The 19728-nt window shown below is 43.1% G+C and carries 16 protein-coding genes and 2 pseudogenes; 9 read left to right on the top strand and 9 right to left on the bottom strand.

What is annotated here, in order from left to right; translation table 11 throughout:
- Window positions 1-85 precede the first annotated feature (85 nt).
- Window positions 86-398 (top strand): annotated as a pseudogene (locus tag QUA99_RS25485) (IS66 family transposase); the annotation flags it as partial.
- Window positions 399-547: 149 nt separating this feature from the next.
- On the opposite strand, the pseudogene QUA99_RS25480 reads toward QUA99_RS25485, so the two are convergent.
- The 3 genes and pseudogenes from QUA99_RS25480 to QUA99_RS25475 form a co-directional block, all read right to left on the bottom strand.
- Window positions 548-838 (bottom strand): annotated as a pseudogene (locus tag QUA99_RS25480) (helix-turn-helix domain-containing protein); the annotation flags it as partial.
- A 12-nt stretch (window positions 839-850) separates the two neighbouring features.
- Complete coding sequence (locus QUA99_RS33250) at window positions 851-1114, bottom strand: transposase family protein (RefSeq protein ID WP_445251038.1); 264 nt, start codon at window positions 1112-1114, stop codon at window positions 851-853.
- Between the two features lie 88 nt (window positions 1115-1202).
- Entirely contained in the window at window positions 1203-6716 is a 5514-nt protein-coding gene (locus tag QUA99_RS25475) for an AAA family ATPase (protein WP_333241864.1), read from the bottom strand.
- 911 nt (window positions 6717-7627) lie between these two features.
- Between QUA99_RS25475 and bchB the strand changes: the two genes are divergently transcribed.
- Both bchB and QUA99_RS25465 read left to right on the top strand, forming a co-directional pair.
- Window positions 7628-9151, top strand: a complete 1524-nt coding sequence (gene bchB, locus QUA99_RS25470) for a ferredoxin:protochlorophyllide reductase (ATP-dependent) subunit B (RefSeq protein ID WP_333241862.1) — start codon at window positions 7628-7630, stop codon at window positions 9149-9151.
- 86 nt (window positions 9152-9237) lie between these two features.
- Entirely contained in the window at window positions 9238-10017 is a 780-nt protein-coding gene (locus QUA99_RS25465; protein WP_333241860.1) for a DUF3883 domain-containing protein, read from the top strand.
- Window positions 10018-10118: 101 nt separating this feature from the next.
- Here QUA99_RS25465 and QUA99_RS25460 read toward each other — a convergent pair whose 3' ends face one another.
- Together QUA99_RS25460 and QUA99_RS25455 are read right to left on the bottom strand one after the other, a co-directional pair.
- Window positions 10119-10274 carry a hypothetical protein gene (locus QUA99_RS25460; protein WP_333241857.1) on the bottom strand — a complete coding sequence of 52 codons (156 nt, stop codon included), beginning with the start codon at window positions 10272-10274 and terminating at the stop codon, window positions 10119-10121.
- Between the two features lie 477 nt (window positions 10275-10751).
- On the bottom strand, window positions 10752-11126 hold the full coding sequence (locus QUA99_RS25455; protein WP_333241855.1) for a hypothetical protein: 375 nt from the start codon (window positions 11124-11126) through the stop codon (window positions 10752-10754).
- Window positions 11127-11195: 69 nt separating this feature from the next.
- On the opposite strand from QUA99_RS25455, the gene QUA99_RS25450 reads away from it, so the two are divergent.
- The 3 genes from QUA99_RS25450 to QUA99_RS25440 are packed head-to-tail and all read left to right on the top strand — an operon-like array spanning window position 11196 to window position 12008.
- Window positions 11196-11486 carry a DUF1778 domain-containing protein gene (locus tag QUA99_RS25450; RefSeq protein ID WP_333241853.1) on the top strand — a complete coding sequence of 97 codons (291 nt, stop codon included), beginning with the start codon at window positions 11196-11198 and terminating at the stop codon, window positions 11484-11486.
- A 16-nt stretch (window positions 11487-11502) separates the two neighbouring features.
- Complete coding sequence (locus QUA99_RS25445) at window positions 11503-11727, top strand: hypothetical protein (protein ID WP_333241852.1); 225 nt, start codon at window positions 11503-11505, stop codon at window positions 11725-11727.
- Window positions 11724-12008, top strand: a complete 285-nt coding sequence (locus QUA99_RS25440) for a type II toxin-antitoxin system mRNA interferase toxin, RelE/StbE family (RefSeq protein WP_333241850.1) — start codon at window positions 11724-11726, stop codon at window positions 12006-12008. Before QUA99_RS25445 ends, QUA99_RS25440 begins: the two co-directional genes overlap by 4 nt.
- A gap of 365 nt (window positions 12009-12373) precedes the next feature.
- Here QUA99_RS25440 and QUA99_RS25435 read toward each other — a convergent pair whose 3' ends face one another.
- Window positions 12374-13003, bottom strand: a complete 630-nt coding sequence (locus tag QUA99_RS25435) for a Uma2 family endonuclease (RefSeq protein ID WP_333241848.1) — start codon at window positions 13001-13003, stop codon at window positions 12374-12376.
- 488 nt (window positions 13004-13491) lie between these two features.
- On the opposite strand from QUA99_RS25435, the gene QUA99_RS25430 reads away from it, so the two are divergent.
- The gene (locus QUA99_RS25430) at window positions 13492-13698 is read left to right on the top strand and encodes a ribbon-helix-helix domain-containing protein (protein WP_333108327.1); all 207 of its coding nucleotides are present in this window, start codon (window positions 13492-13494) and stop codon (window positions 13696-13698) included.
- 449 nt (window positions 13699-14147) lie between these two features.
- Complete coding sequence (locus tag QUA99_RS25425) at window positions 14148-14606, top strand: hypothetical protein (protein ID WP_333241846.1); 459 nt, start codon at window positions 14148-14150, stop codon at window positions 14604-14606.
- A 396-nt stretch (window positions 14607-15002) separates the two neighbouring features.
- Here QUA99_RS25425 and QUA99_RS25420 read toward each other — a convergent pair whose 3' ends face one another.
- On the bottom strand, window positions 15003-15380 hold the full coding sequence (locus QUA99_RS25420) for a Mo-dependent nitrogenase C-terminal domain-containing protein (RefSeq protein WP_333241844.1): 378 nt from the start codon (window positions 15378-15380) through the stop codon (window positions 15003-15005).
- A 470-nt stretch (window positions 15381-15850) separates the two neighbouring features.
- Here QUA99_RS25420 and QUA99_RS25415 point away from each other — a divergent pair, with 470 nt between their 5' ends.
- A complete protein-coding gene (locus tag QUA99_RS25415) occupies window positions 15851-16441 on the top strand; it encodes a rhomboid family intramembrane serine protease (RefSeq protein WP_333241842.1) in 591 nt (196 codons plus the stop codon).
- Window positions 16442-16564: 123 nt separating this feature from the next.
- On the opposite strand, the gene QUA99_RS25410 is transcribed toward QUA99_RS25415, so the two are convergent.
- The gene (locus tag QUA99_RS25410; protein ID WP_333241840.1) at window positions 16565-19474 is read right to left on the bottom strand and encodes a PAS domain S-box protein; all 2910 of its coding nucleotides are present in this window, start codon (window positions 19472-19474) and stop codon (window positions 16565-16567) included.
- A 15-nt stretch (window positions 19475-19489) separates the two neighbouring features.
- Window positions 19490-19728 (bottom strand): hypothetical protein (locus tag QUA99_RS25405; protein WP_333241838.1); only part of this gene is annotated, 239 nt, incomplete at its 5' end.

The raw sequence follows: 19728 nt of genomic DNA, 5'->3' as shown, positions 1-19728 counted from the left end.
GGCGGGGTAGTACCATACATTTTAACTATTTGAGGACTTCAGGAATATTATACTATCGCTAAAGTGATGGAAGAGCGCTAATGCGCCTGTCAAAGGTTGGCCTGCCGATGCCCAACGATTAGCCAACCGGATTCAACGTCATTGGACAGAGTGGTTTACTTTTTTAGATTATCCAGAAGTTAAACCTGACAACAATGATGCTGAACGAGCTTTACGCCCCGTGGTCGTGCATCGGAAAGTAACTGGAGGAGCGCGTAGTGATTGGGGCGCTCAATTAGTGGCTCAAATGTTTAGCTTTTTAGAAACAGTGCGCCTGCAAGGTGGCGAAGCGATCGCACAACTATATGAGTTACTTTCTGTCTTCTGGTCGTAGTCCTCCAGGTTTACAATTCAACTGAACTTTCCGTTGAAAGAAATTGAATCAACCAGTTTTCCACAAACTTCCTTTTTGATTGTGGCCAGTTTTTCTGGAATACCACCTACTAACTAAAGTGCATAGCGCTCGCTGACATCATTGGCGATACCGCAACGCTGTTGCGGTGAGCAGTTACTCATCTTGTTTATGACTATCAATCACTTCTAGCAATTCTCCTAAGTCAATATTTGATACGACCGTGACCAAATTTTGATGTCCTTTGCGTTTACTCACTTCATCAATACTCACCCGTTTTACTTCTTCCCAATTCTCCTTTTTTTTTAGAGAAAATTGGTGGTTAAATATTCCCTGTACTTGCTCCCAACTCAAAAATTCATCTCGACTTACCTGCTCTACACTCGCATTTTGCACTCGTTGATAAACATACTCTTCATATCTTTGTGTGTATCGTCTTTCCCAATCTACAAAGGGTAATTATTCCGTAAAATGTTTTTGACACTGATGACAATAAAATTGGCGGCGTGGCGTATTTAAATAAATTACTTTGCCAAATACTGATAAATCTCGAATCAGTATCGGTCGATTTTGTTTTAATTTTCTACTCTGCGTATTACAATGGGGGCAAGGAGCTTCATCATGTAAGAATCTCAGCTTTAGAATAATTTTATTTTCTTTTTCCGTAAAACTTTCGATGGTTGTATTTGGTAAATTTAGCAACCTATCAAGATGCAAGTCCATGCCTATCACCACGTATTCATTGTATCTCATTATACATTAATCCCCTCAAACCCAGAAGAGCCGACATTCGCCCTTTTTCTTTATTTCCTTACAAAACTTGCCTGGGGGCGATCGGAATTTCAATAATAAACTCCGAACCCTCTCCCGGTGCAGACACGCAAGTCAACTTCCCGCCGTGAGAACTAACAACAATCGAGTGAGAAATAGACAATCCCAAACCTGTTCCCGAACCCACAGGCTTAGTTGTAAAAAACGGATCGAATATCTTGTGCAGCACCTCAGCGCTCATCCCCGGGCCGTTGTCAGCAATTCTAATTATAGCAGAATTCCTGTCTGTCACCTCTGTAGAAATTGTAATAGCAGGCTGTTTCTGAGAGCTTTCCGGGCAATCTCTGGCTAAGAGGAGAGCATCGATCGCATTTGTCAAAATATTCATAAATACCTGATTCAACTGAGACGCATAACAAGTAATTAGGGGTAGCGTGCTGTAATTTTTAATCACCTCAATTCCCAAACGCCCGCCCTCTTTTCTCAGGCGCGGTTGCAGCAGCATCACCGTACTGTCGATGCCTTGATGGATATCTACCGACTTCATTTGCGCTTCGTCGAGGCGCGAGAAATTCCGCAAGCTGAGTACAATATCCCGGATTCTTTCCGCTCCTACTTTCATGGAATCCAGCAGCTTTTGCAAATCTTCGCTCAAAAATTCCAGTTCTATTGTTTCTATTTCCTCTAGGATTTCGTCAGCAGGTTCGGGATAGTGCTGCTGGTAAAGAGCGATCAATTTTAGCAAGTCTTTAACGTATTCGCTAGCCGGATTGAGATTGCCGTAAATGAAACTTACAGGATTATTAATTTCGTGAGCTACACCAGCCACCATTTGCCCCAAACTCGACATCTTTTCCGTTTGAATTAATTGAGCTTGAGTTAGTTTAAGCTCGCGCAAAGTTTGTTCTAAACGCTCGTTTTTTTCATTTAACTCCTGGGTTCGCTCTTGGACTTTCTGCTCCACTGAATTGTAAAGCAGAGCATTGTCCAAAGAAATAGCAACTTGGGAAGAAAGCAGCCTTAAAACTTCCAATCTGTGGGAATTAAACGCCCCGACTGTTAAGTTATTTTCTAAATAAAGAATACCGATTAGTTTGCGTTGATTGACGATCGGCGTACACAAAAGAGATTTGAGCTGGTGTTTTGCTACGTAAGGATCGGCAGTAAATCGTCCCTCAGCAGCCGCATTGCTCAACACCAAGTCCGAGCGAGTCCTTTCCACATAATTAATCACCGTCACAGGTAAATCCTGACATTCTTCAACAGGCGTAAATTGCAGCACCGCTACATCTTCAGCAACTACTGATGCTTTAGCAGAAATTAACAGTTTTCCATCTCTAAGCAAGATTAAAAAACCGGATTGTGCGCCCGCGTTTTCCAGCGATATCCTCATCAAAGAAGCCAGCAACTTGTCGAGTACAATTTCGCTGGAAATGGCCAGAGATGCTTTCATTACAGTTGCTAAATCCAGCACTCTCGCATCGCTGCCAGTAGAAGTATGAATAGTTGTTGTAGCTTGATTGTTGTTAAAACTTCCGTTGAGCGGGGTCATTTCCCGCAACTGCGGATACTTCTCTTCTAAATCTTCAACTTTGCGGACTGCGCCCCAGCGCAAGTAGCACGAGTGAGCTTCGCGCAAGTGGATTTTGGCATATTGATATTTGCCTTTACTCAACCAAAATTTAGCTGCTAGTTCATTGGCGAGCGCTTCATTTTGGACAAACTCATTGTCTTGGGCTAAATTTATAGAAAAATCGTACAGTTCTACAGCTTCTGAATCTTTCTTGGAAATTCTGGCTATTTCTGCTTGTACTAAAAGGTACTTGTGCAGAAAATTCTCGGCACAGTTGTCTGACCAAATTTTCATCTGTTTTTGGTTTTCCTCTAACTTTTCCAAATATTCCTTTTGCTTGTCTTCTGAAACATTTGGGAAAACAGCGACTAAAGTTAGAGAAAAGAAAAAATTCCATTCGGTAGCGGGTATCGCTCCGGTAATAAAAGATAACTGTTTTTCTACTTCAAAAGCTAGTTGTAGCGCTTCGTTGAAGTTCCCGTACCAGTACATTACCTGGCATTTGCGAATCTGATAAAGGCAGAGCGAGTACAAATTTTGATGAGCTTGACAGTTGTGTACGTATTCAGCTTCGCTGATATCTTCGCTTTCAAATACAAACTTTTCAGGAGTTAGTTTGCTCAGGTTACGCAGGATTAACTCTACCCCTAATAATATATCGGTTACGAGCTGATTTTTGGTTTTTTGGCTGAACTGCAAATACCTGCTCGTGTCGGCCAGAATTTGCGAAATTTCTTTACCTTGAAAAAATGAGTTAGCTATGCGGTTGGACAGGATATAACCCGCATACTCTAAATCTCCTGATTCTAAAGCTGCTTGATATCCTTCATTGCTGATCGCGTGCGAATCTTTGATGTGGTTGAACCAGTAATAAAAAATACTGACCAGGGATGAACAAGCTCTGCACTTCAAGCCGATATTGCCAGATTTTTCGCTGAGATTCAGCGAGAGCAAGCCGAATTGATACGCAGCTTTGTAATCTCCCGAAACTGCGTTTAAGAACATACCGTAGCCAGCATAGCAAAGAGAGGCTTCGGGTACTAAACCGTATTGTAGAGAAAGATTTACTCCTTTTAAAACGCTGACTTTCCACAAGTCGGGATTTTTGAGGTACGCCGATGTGAGCAAGTTTGTAATTAATTTGACTGCAACTTTTTTGTCTGGTACAGTCATTTCGGGGGCGTCAATTAGGGAAGCTATTTCTCTACCTGCTAAAATATTTGTAGCTGCTGAAAATTCTTCGGATATGACTTTTTGTAGCCCGTCTAGCGGTAAGTCAATGCCTAGCAAGTCCAAAGCTGTGATTCCGGCTTTAACGGCTTCTTCGTACTTCGCCCGCAGGGTGTACTGCACGATCAGCAGGTTGTAAATTTCTACCTTTTCTAAGGCCGATCGCGCTTTTTCCAAAGTTATGTTGATAAATTCTTCTGAATGCTCGAAATAGCCGTTTAAATACTCAACATTTGCCCGCTCCATGTGCAAGGCAAAGGCTAAATCGTAGTGGGAATCCCAAATATCGGCGGTCAAACCGTCCATGCCTGCGGTCAAATACTGCAAGGCAGCAACATAAGCAGTGGCATCTTTGGCTCTACGGGCCGCGTCTAAATTCAGCGTTGCCAGTTCAATTAATTCTCGATCGTCTCTAATTAGCGATCGAGCCACATTCAAGTGATCGACTAATTCAAAAATTCTGTCAGCGCGATATTCAGCCGGAGTGTTTTCGAGAATTTGCCTGCCTATTTTCAGGTGAACTGCCTTTTTTTGCGAGTCGTCGATCAGAGCGTAAGCTGCTTGCTGTACGCGATCGTGCAAAAATTTATAATTCAGAATTAACAGCGGAAACAGCACGTAATCTAATGACTTGCTTTCCAATTCCGAAGTAGGCAGAATCAGTCCCGACTTAATCGCTGGCAACAGGTGAGAAAAAGTTTCCGAGGCTTCTTTTTCATGAATTAAAGAAAGAGTATTCAAGTCAAATTCGTTGCCCAAACAAGCCACTAAACGCAAAACTTGCTGCGTTGAACTTGGCAGCTTCCTCAATTTTTGTACCATCAAATCTACTACATTGTCAGTGATAGCGCACTGCTCAATTTGAGTCATATCCCAATGCCAGCCGCCCTTACTCCCCGACTGCGGCGGGTGAAAAACTAGCAAGTTTTCCTGATACAATGTTTGCAGGAATTGATTGACAAAAAAAGGATTGCCGTCGGTTTTGCTGACTACCAGTTCAGCTAAGGGTTTGACAGATTCTCGATCGCTGTGCAAAGTCTCGGCAATCAAATGAGTGATGTTTTCCACTCCCAGCGGCGACAAAGCAATCTGATTAACGATGGCTTCCTGATTTCGCAGCGTCTCCACAGTCATCATTAAAGGATGAGTTGGACTGACTTCATTATCCCGATAAGCGCCAATTAAAAACAGATATTGGGTAGCTTCATCTGTCATCATCAATTCGATCAGTTTGAGAGTAGCAGAATCAGCCCACTGCAAATCGTCTAGAAAAATTACCAGCGGATGTTCAGGCTGGCAAAATACGCGAATGAAATTTTGAAATACTAAATTAAAGCGGTTCAGAGATTCCGTCGGGCCCAATTCAGCTACAGGAGACTGAGGTCCGACAATTAGTTCAACTTCCGGAATTACATCAATAATAATTTGTCCGTTTTGACCGAAGGAACTGCGGAGTTTTTCGCGCCAACCGGCTAATTGAGTTTCGCTTTCAGTTAACAGTTGCCGCACCAATTCCGAAAAAGCGCTGACAACAGCCGAGTAAGGAATAGTCCGCTTGTACTGGTCAAACTTTCCCCAAATAAAATAGCCGCGCCTGCGAGTAATAGGTTTGTCTAAAATTTTCACCATGGCAGATTTGCCAATACCGGAATAACCGGCAATCAGCATCATCTCGCTGCGGGATTTATGCTGTCCTCTCGCCACCACAGACAGGGAAGTTTCTTTTTTCGATTTGATCTCTTTCTTGATAACGGAAATTTGGGAATCTTCGATGCGATAGCCTCGATTATTTGTTGCTGCTACCCGTTCAAATGCAGCTAAAAGAGTTTCAACTTCTCGCTGTCTGCCGTAAAGTTTTTGAGGAATTTGAAATTTGTCGGAAATATCTTGGCTGCCGAGAGCAAACTCGGAAATAAATTCAGAAGTTTGCAACTGAAACAGACAGGATTCCAAATCAGCTTTCAGTCCCCAAGCACTTTGATAGCGATCCTCAGCAGTTTTTGCTAACAATTTCATCACAATATCTGAAATAGCTTGAGGAATTTCAGGTGCAATTTCAGCGAGAGGTACTGGCTGTTTTGCGATGTGACAATGAACTAACTCCATTGGATCTGTAGTGGTAAAAGGGAGCTGTCCTGCGAGGATTTCATAGAAGGTGACGCCGAGGGAATAAAAATCTGTGCGGTAATCAATTATCCGGTTCATTCTGCCAGTTTGTTCTGGCGACATATAGGCTAAAGTGCCTTCTAAAAAATTGGTATTTTTATTCGTAAAGTTTTCCAAATTAGATGCAGTTGAAATGCTAAAATCTATAAGTTTAACTTGTCCTGTAGCAGGATTAAAAACTATATTAGAGGGGTTAATATCTTTATGGATTACATTTTTTGCGTGAATTTCTCCTAAAGTTTCAGCAACTTTGATTGCCGTAGTCAAAAATCCTAAGATGGTAAATTTTTGGGTGGTCATAAAAATTTTTAAAGATTCGCCACCAAAATCTTCTAAAATCATTGCCAGACTATTTCTAACCTGCTGCAACTTGTACACTTTGACAACTCCGTCCAGCAGCTTTAAGTTGTCAGTAATGTCATATTCGCGCTTGTATCTATTCAGTTCTTCAGGAGTCGGATAGTCTTCTTTGATAAGTTTGATAATAACAGGTTGATTGTCCTGCTCGTTGTGGCCGCGGTAAACCAGGGAAGTGCTGCTTTCATAAATGAGAGCGAGAACTGCAACGCCGGGAATTGCCATCATAGTTGGGTTCTCTCAAATTAGGTGTGCTTGGTCAATGTTACAGGACTTACGCGCGGCGGGCTAGAAACCGGGTTTCTTCGTTGCTAGTCGTTGACAAACCCAAGATTTTTTCGTATAAACCGGGTTTCTTTTCGTAAATCCTATGTTATTCTTCATTATCGCTCAAGAGCTATCTTTTGGGATGTGTGGGAAGGCAACCCTTGACAGCAAAGAGCTGCTGACAAAACCGCGCTGGGGCTTTCGTTACCTCAGCAGTTAGGTTAACAAGATCGCAAATACAGTAGTTGTGCAATGATTTACTCTAATACTCGATCGCCACGCTGACAACTAAATCATCTCAGCTTCCAAGCAATTGCTTGATTTTAGTCGATCGCCACCACATCTCGTGAAAATACGCAAGTGCTGAAAGACTTATTTTTTCGGTAACAAGGCGCGAATTGTGGGTGCTAAAAAAACCGGGCGGTGCAAGTCTTGACTGCAATTTGCGGCCGAGGCGCTGAGGGAAGTAAGTGTTGCTTCTGGAGCCGGAATTTCCTTCAATTATATCTATTTTGCTCATCGATTAACAATTTTAACTGACCGTTAAAGCCAAGTAAATTTGACAAAAAATGCAGAATTATTGCACCTTGTCTGGTGCGCGGCAGCGAACCCTACATTAATCAAATTTGCTTAACTCTTAAGAAAATTTGAGGAAAGATTAAGAATTATTGCCTTAAAACCGAGGTAAAGTTGTTTGAATTGCGAGTCAAATCCCAAGCAGCAAAAGCGTTTGAGCATTTCCCAAATCTCTCGGTCCTCAGAAAGTTAGTATTTCTAAAGGATTCATCCGGTGAGAAAATCAGAAACAACCTTAAAATTTAGCAGTAATCGCCCGATCGGGCAATTCTCAAGCAGCACCAGGAAAAATACCTATGAAATTGGCTTATTGGATGTACGCAGGGCCAGCCCACATCGGCACTTTGCGCGTTGCCACTTCCTTCAAAAACGTCCATGCAATCATGCACGCACCGATTGGAGACGACTACTTCAACGTCATGCGTTCCATGCTGGAAAGGGAACGGGACTTTACGCCGGTAACTACCAGCGTCGTTGACAGACACGTACTCGCCCGCGGTTCCCAGGAACGGGTGGTGGACAACATCACCCGCAAAGACAGAGAAGAACACCCAGATTTGATCGTGCTCACCCCGACTTGCACCTCCAGCATTCTGCAAGAAGACTTGGAAAACTTTGTTAACCGAGCTCAATTGGATGCCAAAGGCGATGTCATGCTGGCGGATGTCAACCATTACCGCGTCAACGAACTCCAAGCTGCCGATCGCACTTTAGATCAAATCGTCCAATTTTACATTAACAAAGCCCGCAAAAAAGGCGATTTGGAAGGTAAAAGCGAAAAACCATCGGTCAACATTATCGGTATGTCTACGCTGGGTTTCCACAACCAGCACGACTGCACCGAGTTGAAGCGTTTGATGGCAGATTTGGGCATTGAAGTCAACGAAGTTATTCCCGAAGGTGCTTCGGTTCATAACTTAAAAAGACTGCCTCGGGCTTGGTTTAACTTGGTTCCTTATCGGGAATTGGGGATGATGGCCGGCGAGTATCTGCAAAAAGAATTCGGCACGCCGATGGTGGATATTACGCCGATGGGTGTGGTAGAAACTGCGCGCTGTATTCGCAAGATTCAGCAAGTTTTGAATGCTCAAGGTGCGGATGTTGATTACGAAGATTTCATCGACCAACAAACGCGGTTTGTGTCCCAGGCTGCTTGGTTTTCGCGATCGATCGACTGCCAAAACTTAACAGGCAAAAAAGCCGTCGTATTTGGCGATAATACGCACGCTGCCGCGATGACGAAGATTTTGGCTCGCGAGATGGGAATCCACGTTGTGTGGGCAGGAACCTACTGCAAACACGACGCTGACTGGTTCCGGGAACAGGTAAGCGAGTATTGCGATGAAGTGCTGGTGACGGACGATCACGGGGCGATCGGAGATGCGATCGCCAAAGCGGAACCTTCGGCAATTTTCGGCACCCAAATGGAACGCCACGTTGGTAAGCGGTTGGATATTCCTTGCGGCGTAATTGCTGCACCGATTCACGTCCAAAATTTCCCGATCGGCTACAAGCCATTTTTGGGTTATGAAGGTACAAATCAGTGCGTAGATTTGGTCTACAATTCCTTTACTTTGGGAATGGAAGACCACTTGCTGGAAATCTTCGGCGGCCACGATACCAAGGAAGTGATTACGAAGGGTATCTCGGCTGATTCTGATATGGGTTGGACGAAGGATGGACAAGCTGAGTTGAATAAAATCCCTGGTTTTGTGCGGGGTAAGGTGAAGCGGAATACTGAGAAGTTTGCGCGCGATCGGGGAATTGATAAGATCACCGTTGAGGTGCTTTACGCAGCGAAGGAATCTGTCGGCGCGTAGTTAGTTGTAGGGTGGGCAAATGCCCACCTTACTGATAGTTTAGTCATACATTTTTTATGATATTAATCAAATAGGAAATATATTTTATGTTAAAAACTAAACATCCAAATTATGATGTACTTAATTTGATCGGATACGGACTAGCAAAATTTGATAAAGAGTTTGTCATAGCCTTCGGAGCGAAGACAAAACAAGAATTTTACAAAAAAATGGTGGATATAGGAGTTGCTGAAACTGTTGGTACGATTAAAAATCGCCAAGATTCATTCGATCCATTCTTTGATAATGCTAGAAAAGGTTGGTGGCAAGGTAAAAATTACTATCTGGCTCCTGTAAAAAATTCTATTGATACACTTTTTGGACAAGAAGATGTAAGTTCATACGCAACAATAGTCAAGGTATACTTACAGGATAACTTTCAAGCTAAGTATGAATATAGTCAACCTGTTAGTCCAATTATTAAAAGTAAATTTAAGCAATTGCAACTAACAGGCAAAACAGCCGAAGATTTGTTTATCAAGAATTATCAAAATATTCCTGCTTTTCAAAGAGGAATTTGGCAAGATGCTAGGATGTTCGGGGATGGCTATGACTTTCAAATTGAGATTTCTGAAACATCCCAATTTTTTTTGGTAGAAGTCAAGGGTGTTAAAGATAAATCAGGAAATATTAGATTAACTGAGAATGAGTATTTAAAAGCTCTGGAATACCGAGATGAATATGTTTTAGTTGTAGTTAGTAATTTAAGTGAGAAACCTTTGATGAATACAATATTTAATCCAACCGAAAAAATAAATTTTTCTAAAAAACAAACACTCATACAGCAAGTTACTTATCATGCTGATTTTAAGAGTAGTACAGAATAGCAAGACTAAAAAGAAGAAATTATCCGTACCCGCGAATCAGAAGTATTAGTATGAAGTGAAAATGAGAGCGAGATCCCTTTTCCAACAAGCGTGCGATCGGCTTAACCCGGCACTTGCACTAACCGCCTGACATCATCTCCCAGTCGAGTAAAATCATTAGGGTTAAGAGTCAACAACACATCCATACCTGCTTTCAGTGCAGCTTGAGCAATTAACCCATCGTAAATCCCTCCCCCTGGCAGGTTTAAACTTACCATTTTGCTTACGGTTGCTTGGTAATCCTCAGCAGTAATCTGGTAGGGTGCGTCGCTGCGAGATTTGCGATTTAGTTTCGAGATTGTCGATCGCGACGCACCCTACAATATCTGTAATATTTTTAGATATTGTAGGGGCGGGTTCACCAACCATCTGCGCCACAAATAAACAATATTGAAAACCCGCCCCCACCAAACGATAAATCTCATCCGGTAGGCTGCGGATATGTGAGATTTGCGATTTATTTCGGAGATAGTCGCTTGCAACGCACCCATTATTTTTTGGTATTTATTATGGGGATAGGGCGGGTTTTTGAGATTGTTAGTTTTTGTCAGAGATGGTTGGTGAACCCGCCCCTAATTGTTTTTTGGTATTTATCATGGGGATGGGGCGGGTTTTTGAGATTGTTAGTTTTTGTCAGAGATGGTTGGTGAACCCGCCCCTACAAGTCAACGGATGTATCAAATAAAACGTTCGTTTTAGATAAACTTCCCGATTCTTTCTTCGCGCATATCGGGAATAATTGTATCCCAATTAATCAATTCTTGATTTTTTATTGATGATGCTTTGACGACTAAAACTCCACCCACATAATGAACCTCGCACTCTTCATCCATATTTGCTGGTTTGCTGTTGCCAGTTTCATCGGGCGGCGAAGCTACTTCCTGCTTTCTCCGCTGCCATAACAGGAAATCAGCAAAGTTGAGGATTTCTTGCAGTTCGACTTCAGAGAAATTTTTCAGTTTGTCAACAATTTGTTCTTGCAGAGGTATCACGGCTATTTTTTCCTTGCTTAACACGATCGCTAGATTCAGTTTAACACTCTTGTCGGAGCGATCGCCCTTCTCAAACAAGCGTGCGATCGCCCATCTAAAAAATTGCTATAATATCAAATGAGCCAACCTTGCTCTCGTTGAAAAAATATGTCAACCCCTACACAAACTCCCCAAACAAGCACCCTTGAGATAACTATCAATCGGGAACAAAAAGAACTGTTAGAAAAAGCAGCTACCCTCTGGGGTCTTAGTGTGAGCGAATATCTGCTCGAAGTTGCTCTCAATCTAGCCGAAGAACTGCCACTTAAACCAGAAACGATCGTTCTTTCCGAACCAAATTGGGAAATTGTTACCTCAGCGATTGAAAACCCACCAGAACTTAACTCTAAGCTGAAAGCGGCGATCGAGAGGTATCGCCAAAAATACGACATCAAATAAATAAAGGTTAACGTTTATGAGCGATTATATCTCTTTACAAAAAGTCATTGAATATGTTGAATTTCTCTCAACAGAAGAACAAGACTTATTAGTTGAATTAATCCAAAAACGGCGGATTGAAAATCGTCGCGAAGAAATTGCTATAAATGCTAGAAAAACCCTAGCAGCGTTCAAAGCAGGGAATGTCAAGCGCGGTAATCTAGAACAATTGAAAGCTGATTTACTGGATGATGATGAATGAGAAATTTAGTATGGGATAACAGCTTTAAGCGAGCTTTTAAGCGGATTATTCGCAAAAATCCACACTTAGAAGCTAAAATGTTGGCTATTTTGGAAAATTTAGCAAATGACCAATTTGAACCATCTTTAAAATCTCATAAATTGCGCGGTCAATTAGAAGGATTATGGGCGTGTTGGGTTGAGTACGATTGTCGGATTATTTATAGTCTCGATCGGGATAGTGAAACAGCAGAAGAGTTGATTGTATTGATTGATATTGGAACGCATGATGAAGTTTATTAGAGAGCAATTACTTTATCCTGATAAGTCCTAGGAGGGCTAAACAATGATAACAGCAACATTATTTCAGTGGGTAAAACTCAAGCAAGATGTTCCTAATACTCCAGTAAAAAAAGGGGACACGGGAGTGGTATTAGACCATCTCCATCCAACCAGAAAGTAGCCCGAATCTGGATATACTTTAGAAGTCTTTAAAGATGGTGAAACTTGAGACGTGATTGCTGTACCTATTTCTTGGGTGACACCGCTACCTGAAATTTGGGGAGATTCTCAATACAGCTCAACTGACATTCAAGAGAAGAGTTTGCATTAAAATAGGAGGAATAAGGAAAGGACGATCGCCATTCTGAAACCAAGTGCGATCGCCCTTATTCCTCCCCGCTTTCTTCAATCTCATTCTCCGCCTCAAAATCCACCTTTTCATAGACATCTGCCAGCGGCACTTCAACTTGAAAGAAATTAAAAACTAGCGCCGCATCCTCCTCATCGTACTGACTATACGACCACCGCTTATTTGCCAACTTACAATACTGTTCTACATAAACCTGAGATTGGTCAATCAGAATATACTCTTGAAATGTCGGCAGCGTTTGATAAAACTTAAACTTATCACTGCGGTCGTAAGCTTTCGTAGATTTCGATAAAACTTCCACAATCACTTGAGGATTCATCACCGTATCTTGGCGATTATTGAAACACTCAGGTTTACCCGGAATTACCATCACATCGGGATAAGTATAAATTCGATTTTTCGTCATCCACAAACGCACGTTGCCCATGAAAACATCATAGTCAAGTCCCTTAAGAGCAAGACGTAATGCAATGCTCATATTCAGGGCAATGCGATTGTGATTTGTAGTTCCACCTGTCATGGGAATAATTACTCGGTCGCGATATTCACTTTTGTACTCTGCTGCTTCTTCCAGGGCTAGATATTCTTCTGGAGTGAAGTAGCGCTTTGCTGTTGGCTGTTTTGTTATTTGTAGAATAGCTGTCACGGTTTTTTCCCCAACTCAATTGATATCTTGCGTCCAGTTTAACATTGCCCGAAAGTACGATCGCCCTTCTGAAACAAGCGGACGATCGCACTTAATCCACTCACAACCAAAATTAATCGATCGGATCGAAAATCACTGTCAGTCTAAAATCTAAAATCTAAAATCTAAAATCTAAAATCTAAAATCGATTGACCCTCTGCATCAGACCAACTGCGAAAGCGACCGACAACGACCCTTTGTAGATTCGGAAGCAAACGAACCACAATCCAGGGTCTGAGACGTTTCTCATACGGCATAATAGGTGTATCTCCTTTGTTAATTGGAGCCATAGCCAGTCCTGAGCCCTCGGAAAGCATCGGACTGGCTTTTGACTGAGCCTTGATGGGATTAGACGAATTGTAACATAATAAGCCCAAATATGTGTCAGTAGATTTTTAACAATAGGGTAACAACACGATCGGGAGCGTAAGCTTGTACCATTAAGAGCGTTGGCAAACAAACAAACATTTACATTGAGCAAGCGCGTTCACGTTACCTTTCCTGATTACGTATATGAAGCTTTGGATCGATGGGCTGACAAGCAAGGCAGATCCACGGCTAACCTGATAGCCTTTCTCGTAGAAACGGCTTTATTGGAAGCCCAACAAAGGGGAGAAGTACCCTCTGGGCCTGAAGATCCCAAAAGCGACACGTAAAGACTTCCCTCGTGGGTTACGGGGGCGTGTCGCACGATCGCACTTATCGAAATTGATGAAAACTAGCATCAGCGCCCGCAGTTGGCGCCCAATATTTAAAATAATTCTCTGCTTTGTCCTCGCGATCGCCTGTTAGTGCATAAGTCCTATCAGCAATCGAAAGTGCCAGTTATTTAATTGTCCGTCGGCTAGTCAGTTGCAGGGAAACTCACAAAAAAATATCATTCTCAGTAACTAACTTTCGACTATACATTCAATCCTCTTGTGGGGCGGGCTTCTAGCCAGCCCCTAAAAGCTTATTGAGAATAGTGTCCGATCTCAGGGGAAACGGAAATTGCATCCCAGGATTTCCTCCTTGAGGCCAATTGTGAAAACTGTACTGTTCGATCGCCCTAATCAATCCAACTTACCTAGATTAGACGCATCAACATATTTTAAACGAATGACTTATGAACTTCACAGCAAGACTCACACAAACCAGCTTACTCGGTTTAATGCTATTTGCCAGCAATCCAGCGGCAACCTTGGCTATAGGACTATCGAACACAAGCACTGCACCAACAGCGTCTCGCACTCAGTCTCCGATTGAAACCATACAAATAGCTAATGTATCCACTCCTCAAAAACTGGTGAGGGATTTTTGTGCTCGCAAAAGACAGAAAGTGGAAAACTATTTCGAGACCAGCAACTTTCGGATTTATCTGTGCTACAACCACGCCAATCAACTATATTACTACGGCGTTAAAAAGAGTAACGGCAGCACAATTGCCCTGCGTGCTCGAACTGAAGAGGGGACTGGTTACGTGGCAAAAAATGGCACCTACGATTACATCGTTACAGGAGCCAGCCTTAGTATTTATAACAAAGGCAAACGCATTCTCGAACAACGAGTGATTCGCTCCCTTTAGTATTTAAATGCGATCGCTCTTTCAAGCCCCGACTTCTTCAAAAAGCCGGGGATCTAACAGAATATGTGGCTTTTCTGCTGAGGCAGACGAAAGTTTGTGTAATTTAACCTCGAACTCAAATGACCAAGAATTTCAAAGGTGGTACCCGCCACGTGATTTATCCGTGGAATCAATCCAAAATCTAAAATCTAAAATCCTCAAGCCCCCGTATTTATCTCGCGCAAGTCAATCCAAAATCTAAAATCTAAAATCTAAAATCGAATGGCCGGCGCTTTGCCACATTTGAGTTTGAGGTTAAGAGGTTTCAACCGCCGAATAATCTCACAATAAAAAAACCCTCCCCAACAAGGATAAGGGAGGGTGAAAAAACAGGTAGAAATTTAAGTTTTTGCAGAATTAACAATAAGGAGTTACATCCTCGCCACACTCGTCAGCCAAATAACACAAAGCACGAAAGCGCAGCCCAACGATTTGCTCGTAAAGCGGATTTAACTTGCACAGCGGTGGAATGGATAATAAAGTGCGATCGCAAATTTTGACTTCTCGCTCAAACGGACACTGGCTGGGAATAAATTTACACAGCAACCGAGCCAACTTTTGACTTTTAATTGCAGTGTTATCAAGCCATTGTTTTAGCGGATGCAAGGGGTCAAAGTGTGGCTTTTGACCGTAAGGTTGAGAATTTGTAGCGACATTAACTGCGGTTTCTTTTTTGCTAAACCCTACCCAATTTGGCAGAGTTCGGTAGGAGACTGTATGCTCAAATACGTTCATTTTGCTCTGTTCCTCTTTGATAACGAGGTGCCAAGAACTCTCTGTAGAGCTTGTGCTATATTATCTACAATCAGTATCTACAGCATCTCGTTTTACTTTACCGGATTGAACTTCTTAAATTAATGACTTAGGGCGAGAAAAGTAGTTCCTGATTTTTTTTAGTTCCGGTGTGCGATTGAAAAAGTGTCCTCATTTCAAGCCCAACAATTGATTGATAGGGTAAAAATTTTGCCTTCTACGTTTTAGCTTCAACCTTCGGTTGACTCTCCTTTTGTAGTTCAATTACAATTGTGACGCATTGAGGTGAATTATCCTATACGTGAAAATGCGGAACTTTTAATAAAACTTATCATATTTCTAAATAAGCTCTGCTGCAAACAACCCTGAAACCCCGCCCCAACTATCTTTGCTCGCGATCGCTCAGAAACTTCTACAATGAGAAATAATCGGTATCACCGCCCTCACCACCCATGAGCAACCCAGAAACCAAAGCTATCACCCGCGAATTGCAAAGCCACGCCGCCATTCTCGGTGGCTTTGTCTCCCTCCTCTGGATTATCGAAATTGTCGATGTATTCCTGTTCCGAGGCAGGCTGAATGCCTACGGAGTCCGCCCCCGCAGCCTCGACGGACTTCAAGGCATCCTGTTGATGCCTTTTCTGCACGGCAGTTTTGCTCACTTAGCCGCCAATACCCTCCCTTTTGTGACATTGGGTTGGTTGATCATGCTGCGAGAAATTAGCGACTTTTTTATCGTGAGTGCCGTCACTGTGCTAGTCAGTGGATTCGGAGTTTGGCTGACTGGCGCGCCCTATTCCGTTCACATTGGTGCCAGCGGATTAATCTTTGGTTACTTCGGCTTCTTATTGCTGCGGGGCTATTTTGAACGCAGCTTTACCTCTATTTTGTTATCTTTAATTGTCGGTTTCTTCTACGGCAGTTTAATTTGGGGAGTTTTGCCCTCGCAGCCGGGAGTTTCCTGGCAAGCGCATTTCTTTGGCTTTGTTGGTGGGGTATTAACAGCTCAACTTTTGGGGCGGCGGAAACGGGAAATTAGCTAGGATTAGGACTTATGGTGCATGGTATCATCACCTTAGTTTATTGCCCCTAATTTATCTGAAAGCGTAGGTTTTTTGTCAACAAACCTGGTTTCTTGTGTAACAATTGCGTCGCGGATAGCAAGACTAACTGCTGACCAATAATTCAACGCGGGCCGGCAAGCACACTGTAAAAACCGAACCGCAACCTAACTCGCTTTGAACGTGCATATCGCCGCCCATCATCACGCAAAAGTGACGGCTAATAGTCAATCCCAAACCAGTGCCGCCGTACTTGCGCGTAGTTGAGGCGTCGCCCTGCATAAAAGCTTGAAATAAATGCTCCATTTGTTCGGAGGAAATCCCAATGCCCGTATCAGCTACGCGAAAAATTATCAAGTCGGAAGGTTCTGCTATTTCTTGAGTTGTTAAGCTTTCATGTTTAACTCTTTTAATGCAGAGGGTAATAGTGCCGTGTTCCGTAAATTTGGCTGCATTACTCAGCAGGTTGAGCAATATTTGACGAGTTTTGGTAATGTCAGCATACATCATTCCCAAGTCGCTACCACAATCTACTTCAAACATATTAGAATTTTTATCTACCAAGGGTTTGACAGTAGAAACTACCTCGTCAATTAAATTCACCGGGTTGAAAGTTTCTAAGTAAAGTTCCATTCGCCCCGCTTCAATTTTAGAAATATCTAGAATGTCGCTAATTAAAGACAGCAAGTGTTTGCCGGCAGTTTGAATTTTGTGCAAGTCGGGGATAAAATCTTCGCAACCTAACTCCTCGGCATCTTCTTTGAGCATATCGCTGTAACCAATAATCGCGTTGAGGGGAGTTCGCAATTCGTGGCTCATATTCGCTAAAAAGGCGCTTTTGGCTTGGTTTGCAGCTTGAGCTGTTTGAGCGACTTTTTGGAATTCTTCTGCTAATTTGCGTTGGGTAATATCTTCGGCAATACCGACGATGCGGTAAATTTCTCCGGTTTGGCTGCGGACTGGAAAAGCCCGATCGCGCACCCAGCAAACTGAACCGTCCGTTGGCGTACCCCCCGTAGGGGATCGCACTACCCGATACTCCTCATCATAATCGCCCCGCACCTGCTTCTCAAAAGCAGCCTTGACGCGATCGACATCCTCCGGGTGAATAGCATCCCAAAAAGCCTCCGGTTCTGACTGCAAACTCTGACAGCTCAAATTCCATATTTTCTCGCAAGCAGGACTCACATAAAGAAGCCGCTTTTGATTGGGTTCTCTAATCCAAAATACCTCATGAATATTTTCTGCCAACTGACGAAACCGCTCCTCGCTAGCCCGCAACTTCTCGACAGCACTGTGAAATTCAGTCACATCCTGAATCAGCGATGCCACCCCGATAATGCTGCCGTCAGCATCAACCAAAGTTGTATTGTACCACTCGCAAAGAATTATTTTGCCGTCTTTTCTGATATTCTCGTTAATGCTACTAATTCCTCCTTTATTAGTTAACAAAGTGATAGATAGTTGCCTGACATACTCTTTAGCGCTTTCAGGAACTATGAGATCGACTCCGTGGCGTCCCATTGCTTCCAAGCGGTTGTATCCAAAAATTCTTTCTGCTGACAAATTCCATTCCGCTACTTGAAAATTTAGATCCCATTCAATCGCCCCCAAAGGAGTTTGGTGAAGATGGAGAGCCAGTTTTTGCTGCGATTTTTGCAAATAAAGAATTAATTCATTTTTGTCGGCGATCGCAGATTCTACCCGCTCTTCTAGAGTAGTAAACGACTCTTCCAATTGACCGGCCATCGTATTAAAAGAGCGAGCCAGGACACCCACCTCATCCTCCCGGTCTACAGACGCCATCAAGCCGGGATCTGCGGCCATCCCGTCCCATTCTCCTCGCGACAAAGCCTCCGCAGCCTTGCTCAGACGCTGAATCGGTACAACAATCCACTTAGAAGTCAGACCGCCAATGACCGTCGCCACCACCAAAGCACCGAAACACAGCAACACTGTGTAGCGAGTGTTGGCGTTAATCCTTTCCATAAAATCGGCTTCAGGAACAGCCACCACAATCAACCAATCGAGACCCCTGCTGTCTGAGAGCGGCGTCACCTGTAGAAATTGCCGTTGACCGTCGATGGTAAAATCTAACTGCCGAGAACTGTCAATTTTGCGCAAGTCCCCGAAGCGTTCTGTCAAATAGCGGGCTGTCGATCGAATCAGAACATTCTTGCTGCTCGTTGCCACAATCCGTTTCGGAACGCCGTTGCTAACAATAAATGGCGGTTCCAGAGTAGAATTAGCCACCAATTGCCCCGACCTTTCTACAATAAAAGTCTGTCCTGATTTGCCAATTTTTAGACTTTCCAAAAATTGATTTAGCTTGGAAAGTGCCAAATCAGAACCGAGGATGCCAATCAGTTTACCATCCTCGCTATAAACTGGTTGAGCAGCCGTAATCGCTAGTTTGGGAGCATCAAAATAAGTATAAATTTTACTCCAAGTCGGTTTCCCTGCCTGCACTGGAGCTATGTACCAAGGTCGGACGCGGGGGTCGTAGTTGAGAGTAGTTTTTAATAGGTTGGTTGCTTCCCCGAACTCTGACGGCGCGTAGCTTTGAAAGTTATAGCCAGTAGATTGATTAGAAATCTGAACTTGCAACTTGCCATCGTCGAGGCGTTCAACTCCAATAAAATCTTTTTCTTGAGAGGCGAATTGAATGTAGCTAATTTTATCAAAGGTTTTGATTTGTTGGGAGAAGTAGCGTTGCAAATTATCAGTATCCTGCACGTTCAAAATGCCGAGACGGATGGCATCGAGATTGAGCTGATTAATTTGGTGGGGTGTTTTGAGATAAGTATAAATATGTTGCTGGATGCGCGATGTGACTTCTGCCCGCAGTTGTGCGGCAACATCGTTAACGGCTATCCGCCCGTTCCGCAGCGACAGCCACCCCGTCAACCCTACCGCAGCGAAAGTCTGGAGGGCAAAAGGCACAACAAGGACGATGCGAATTGGCACTTGGCCCGACATTTTTAAAATCGGGTCGGTCAGATATTTGATTGGCATGGTAAAGCAGAACGATTATGAACCCACAACATTCCGGTCATTCGATTTGAGATTTGAGATTTGAGATTTGAGATTGACACCACGGATAAATCCGGGGGCTTGAGGATGCAAGGATTTTGGATGCTTTCGATTGATTCCACGGATAAATCCGGAGGCTTGTACCATCAAGAAATTATTGGTCATTCGATTTGAGATTTGAGATTTGAGATTTGAGATTGACACCACGGATAAATCCGGGGGCTTGAGGATGCAAG

This window comes from Microcoleus sp. F10-B2 (assembly GCF_036704965.1).
In the GTDB taxonomy this organism is placed as follows: Bacteria; Cyanobacteriota; Cyanobacteriia; order Cyanobacteriales; family Microcoleaceae; genus Microcoleus.
Note: the sequence above shows the minus strand (reverse complement) of the source record. Positions and strands in the feature narration are given on the sequence as shown.